5 protein-coding genes are annotated in these 5,342 nt (G+C 66.3%); 2 read left to right on the plus strand and 3 right to left on the minus strand.

What is annotated here, in order from left to right; genetic code table 11:
- On the plus strand, positions 1–794 hold a 794-nt coding region (locus EOA33_RS23105), incomplete at its 5' end, for an FAD-binding oxidoreductase (protein WP_127406678.1).
- 60 nt (positions 795–854) lie between these two features.
- Positions 855–1,223, plus strand: coding sequence for a cupin domain-containing protein (locus EOA33_RS23110; RefSeq protein WP_127406679.1), 369 nt, complete (start codon positions 855–857; stop codon positions 1,221–1,223).
- A gap of 36 nt (positions 1,224–1,259) precedes the next feature.
- On the opposite strand, the gene EOA33_RS23115 is transcribed toward EOA33_RS23110, so the two are convergent.
- The 3 genes from EOA33_RS23115 to fliQ form a co-directional block, all read right to left on the minus strand.
- Positions 1,260–2,903 carry an MFS transporter gene (locus tag EOA33_RS23115; protein ID WP_126058465.1) on the minus strand — a complete coding sequence of 548 codons (1,644 nt, stop codon included), beginning with the start codon at positions 2,901–2,903 and terminating at the stop codon, positions 1,260–1,262.
- Between the two features lie 188 nt (positions 2,904–3,091).
- Entirely contained in the window at positions 3,092–4,966 is a 1,875-nt protein-coding gene (gene asnB / locus EOA33_RS23120; protein ID WP_127406680.1) for an asparagine synthase (glutamine-hydrolyzing), read from the minus strand.
- Between the two features lie 149 nt (positions 4,967–5,115).
- Positions 5,116–5,342, minus strand: a 227-nt coding sequence (gene fliQ / locus EOA33_RS23125) for a flagellar biosynthesis protein FliQ (protein WP_127406681.1), incomplete at its 5' end; no start/stop codon positions are given.

Genomic DNA, 5,342 nt, shown 5'->3' on the forward strand with positions numbered 1-5,342 from the left:
GGCTTGCCGCCGCCGTCGAGCGGCTGGGCGTGCCGATCTACGAACAGACGACGGTGACCGCCATCGCCAAAGGCAACGTGACGACCAACCGCGGCACGGTGCGCGCGGAAACCATCATCCGCGCGACCGAGGGTTTCACCGCAGGCATCCCCGGCGAGGAGCGGACCTGGCTGGCCCTCAATAGCGCGCAGATCGTGACCGAGCCGCTATCGCAGGAGCTGTGGCGCGCGATCGGCTGGGAAGGGCATGAGCTTCTCGGCAGTGCCGCCCACGCCTATTGCTACGCCCAGCGCACGCGCGAGGGGCGCATCACCATGGGCGGGCGCGGCGTGCCCTATCGCTACGGCTCGCGCACCGACGTCAACGGCCAGACGCAGCAGGCGACGATCGACCAGTTGCATCAGATCCTGACGACGCTGCTGCCGCAGACGGCGGGCTGCCGCATCGAGCATACCTGGTGCGGCGTGCTCGGCGTGCCGCGCGACTGGTGCACGACGGTTGGCCTCGATCCGGCGACCCGCATCGGCTGGGCCGGCGGCTATGTCGGGCTGGGTGTCTCGAGCTCCAATCTTTCGGGGCGCACGCTCGCCGACCTGATCCTTGGCCAGGACACGGAGCTTACGCGCCTGCCTTGGGTCAACCGCAAGGTGCGGCGCTGGGAGCCGGAGCCCTTCCGCTGGCTCGGCGTGCACTCGATGTACCAGCTCTACCATCTCGCCGATCGCCGTGAGGCCGCCGGGCTTTCGCACACCTCGAAGCTTGCCGCCCTGGCCGACGCCATCACCGGCCACTAGAGCGTTTCGCAATTCCGGACAGGAAACAGCTGCTCGCTTTTCCTGGAATCGCTTTGACCCATGGAGCCCAACTTGATCGACCTTTCGACCTTCCACGACCTCGCCACGGCCGATATCGGGGCGTTCTCACCCAAGCCGACCTCCATTGAGGGAGGTCAGGTCGAGGCGGTGCGCTCGCTCTTCCGGTCGCCTGACGGGACCATCGATATCGGCATCTGGGAGTGCACGCCCGGCCGCTTCACCGCCGATCGTTCCGGCTCGTCGGAGATCTGCCATATCATTTCCGGCCGCGCTGAAGTGAGCCGTGCCGACGGCAAAATGCGCGAACTCGGACCGGGAGACCTGCTCGTCCTGCCGCAAGGGTGGAAGGGCGAATGGCTGATCCACGAGACGACGCGCAAGCTCTACATGATCCAGAGCGCCGGCTGAATGGCGAGGTCGATCTTCCGAGCCGAAAGACGCAGGTTAGTGATCGATCGGCCCCTTGGGTGAGACAAGGGTCGTGCCGGCAGTAGTCGGGCGCTCGATCATGCGGCGTACGCGCGGCGGCTCCTCGCCACTGTGAAGCGCGCGGATGCGCTCGCCGACCACGGCGTCGGCATGGGTGGCACGCCTGTTGTGACGGATGTACTCGACCCAGGTCGGCGTGTGGTAGTGCTCGATCCAGATGCCTGGATTTTCAAGATCGCGGGCAAGCGTCCAGTTGCGGGCGCCGTCGCGGCGGCGGATGCGCCCGCGTTCGGCCATGGTGGCGAGGAATTCCGGCTCGTCCTCCGCGCGGATGACGTATTCGATCATAATGGCGATCGGGCCGCTGCGCGGCTTCAAGTCGAGCGCCAGCATCGGCTCCTTGAACCTGTTGAGTGGATCGAGGTTGAGGACGGTCTGCTTCGGCAAAGGCAGGAAGAAGCCAATCGCGCCACCCGCCAGCATGGCGATGGCGGCCGCCATCAACGCAGCCTCGGCGCCATGGGCGTCGGCGACGACGCCCCAGATCCAGCTGCCCAGGGCAATGCCGCCGAAGGTCGCCGTCTGGTAAATCGACAGCACACGGCCCACCACCCAGCGCGGCGTCGACATCTGCACCGTTACGTTGAAATGCGAGAGCGCGATCACCCAGCAGGCACCGCCGACAAGCAGGCCGGCCGACGTCTGCCAGGCATTGTGGCTGACGGCAGCGTTGAAGGCGCAGAGCGCAAAGCCGGCAAAGGCGGCGCGCACCATCGTTTCGCTGGAGAGCAACTGCCTCAGCCGCACGCTGATCAGCGCGCCGCCGACCGCGCCGATGCCGAAAGCGCCGAGCATGATGCCATAGGTCAAGGCATCGCCCTTGACGACGTCGCGCGCCACCAGCGGCAGGAGCGCCAGCACGGCGCCGGCGCTGAAGCCGAAGGCCGAGCCTCTCGCCAGCACCTTGCCGATATTGGGCGACATCGCGACGTAGCGCAGCCCCGCGCCCATCGCCGCGCCGAGCGCCTCGCGCGGCAACGTCGGCGCGGGTACTTCCGGCTTCCAGCGGAACAGCACGACGATCAGTCCGATATAGCTGACGGCATTGGCGGCAAAGGCGGCGGCTGCACCCGCGGCGGCAACGATGACGCCGCCAATCGCCGGGCCAACGCTGCGTGTGATGTTGAAGCCCATCGAGTTGAGCGCGATCGCCGCCGGCACCTTGGCGCGGGGCACCATGTCGCCCACCGAGGCCTGCCATGACGGGCTGTTGAGCGCCGTACCGCTGTCGATCAGGAAGGTAAAGGCAAGCAGCGTCCAAGGCGTCATCCAGCCGAACCAGGTGAACACGGTGAGCAGCGCCGAGACGACCAGCATGAACGACTGCGCCACCAGCATCACCTTGCGCCGGTTGAAGCTGTCGGCGATGGCACCGGCAATGAGCGCGAACAGCATGATCGGCAAGGTGGTCGAGGCCTGGACCAGCGCCACCTGGTAGGAGGAGGTGGCGATCGTGGTCATCATCCATGCGGCGCCGACGCCCTGGATGAGGCCGCCGAAGTTCGAAACAAGGCTGGCCGACCAGACGGCGCGGAAGATGCCGTGCCGGAACGGCGCCAGCGCCGAGACGCGTTCGCTGTCCGGCTCGTCATCGATCATCCGTGCTGTCCCGCTTCACATGTCGTTGGCCCAGCCGACGCGGATGTCCATCTCCGGAGATGGAGCATGGCGACGCGGGGGCGGACCCTTGCCTGAAAAAGATTATGCTCCAACAACAGGATAGCGAGGCAAAAATACGTCCTGGCGCGGCTAAGCCAATGGTCTGGCCGCCTTGGACCAACCGCTGCTCAATGCGCGCGCGCATCCGCGGCGGCCGCATGCAGCGCCTGGGTCAGGCTGTCCGCCGTATCGCCGCCGGCATTGAGGCGCAGGAACAGTTCCATGCCGACGAGGCGCAGCCTCGAGGCCTCGTCGCGCTTTGCCAGGTCGACAAGGTCTTCGACGGCGGCGGCCGGCCATTTCAAGGCATCGCGCAGATAGCCGCCGCGCAGCAGGCCCTGGCTACCCTGGGTGAAGCCCGACGAGATCTCGAAACCTTTCTTCGGCGCGTAGACATTCTCGCGCGGCAGGTGCTTTTCGGCGACCTTCTTCAAAAGCCACTTGCCGGTCCTGCCGCGCAATTTCTGACGCCTCGGCAAATGGATCGCGAAATCGATCAGCCGGTTTTCGAGGAAGGGAACCCTGAGTTCCACCGAGGCAGCCATGCTCAGCCTGTCGTGTCGGTTGAGCAAGTCCTGCAGATGCGAATAGAGATCGTAGAGGCAAGCTCCGAGGAAGGCGCGATCGCCGAGCGGCGTCACTGGCTCAAGCCGGTCGAATATCCTGGTCTGGAGGAAGTTGAGTTCCGGCGACAGCGCCCTGAGCACGAGATTGCGCTCCGAGGCGGAGCTATTACCGGTCGATGTCTTGAAGGGCGCGTGGCGCATGCGCCCGAATTTGCGAGCGAGCCAGCGCCGCGAGCGGAACAGCCGTCCCGGCCATGACCATGCGCGCCAGGGCCGCATGCTTTCGGCCTGCCATTTGTAGCCGCCGAAAAGCTCGTCGGCGCCTTCGCCGGTAAGCAGCACCTTGACGCCGTCGGTCCGGCATTGCTCGGCAAGCGCCAGAAGCCCGACATGGCTTGCGTGCCAGCCGTCGCTCTCAAGATGCCAGACCGCTTTCGGCCAGAGCTCGAGGAACCGGTTCCTGTCGACCGGCACCCGGCGCAGGGGGACGCCGGCGCGACGGCCGGTCCGTTCGGCGTTTTCCGCCTCGCTGCGGCCAAGCCGGGGATCGACGACATAGCCGTGAATCTCCGGCCTGAAGCGCTTCGACAGCGCCGTAATCAGACCGGAATCGACGCCGCTGCTACAGGCCGTGGCGATGCTGGCGTCGGCGATGCAGTGGATATCGACGCTGTCCTCGATCAGCGCTTCGAGCCGCGCCATATGCTCGTCGTCGGAGGTCCGGTCGCCGATGATGCGCGCCGCCTCCAGCACGTCGAGGACGTGCCAGAAGCAGCGCTTCTCGATGCCCGCTTCGGTGATCTTCCAGAGGCCGGCCGGTGGCAGCCGTTCGATGCCGTCGAACAGGCTGTGGCTCGAATCGCGGTGCTGCCAGGCGAGCCGCAAGGTGATCTCGCGCGCATCGATGCGGCGGGCAAAACCGTCGCTGGCGAGGATCGCCTTGTCCTCGGAAGCGAACAGGATCCGCTCGGCCGTCTCGGCCACCGCCATCGGCTTGATGCCGAGGCGGTCGCGGGCGAGCCACAGGGCGTTGTCGCGCGCGTCGAAGTAGGCAAAGGAAAACATGCCGTCGAACAACGGCACGGCCTTTTCAGGACCCCAATGATGCAGGGCCTGCAGAACCACTTCGGTGTCGGAGACGCTGCGGAAAACGCAGCCTTCCGTCTCGAGCGTCTGGCGCAGCGAGCGGTAGTTGTAGACCTCGCCATTGTAGGCGAGCACGCCCTCGCCGCATGCGGTCAGCATCGGCTCGCGGGCGGCGGGCGAGGGATCGATGATAGCAAGCCGGCGGTGCCCCAGGGCGAGCCGGCTGCTGCTCCAGCTGTCGTGGTCGTCCGGTCCGCGATGCGCCAGCGCCTGCATCATGCGGGCGATGTCCGACAGGTCGCCGGCGCCGATCGGGTCGCGCTTTCGCCAGACGCCGGCTATTCCGCACATGGCCTGCCGGCCGGTTTAGTCTGCCCCATGATTTTCGAAGACCGCCTGAGACCAGTGGCGCCCACGCCGCGCAATTCACAATCTAGCCGCAACAGGGCTGCCCGCAAGCCGTCCGGTGAGCGCAAGGAGTAGGCACTCCGCCTCCCGCCTCAGAAGCCGTGCTCGATACGCTCGAAGATGACGTTGGTGAAGGCCGATATCTGGCCGCCGATGAACGGGCCGGTCAGTGCCACCACCAGCATGATGGCGACGATCTTCGGCACGAAGGTCAGGGTGATTTCCTGGATCTGGGTCAGCGCCTGGATCAGCGCGATGCCGATGCCGACCGCCATTGCCACCAGCACCACCGGCGCGGAAGCGGTCAGCACTGTCCACA

This window comes from Mesorhizobium sp. M4A.F.Ca.ET.050.02.1.1, from assembly GCF_003997725.1.
GTDB lineage: Bacteria > Pseudomonadota > Alphaproteobacteria > Rhizobiales > Rhizobiaceae > Mesorhizobium.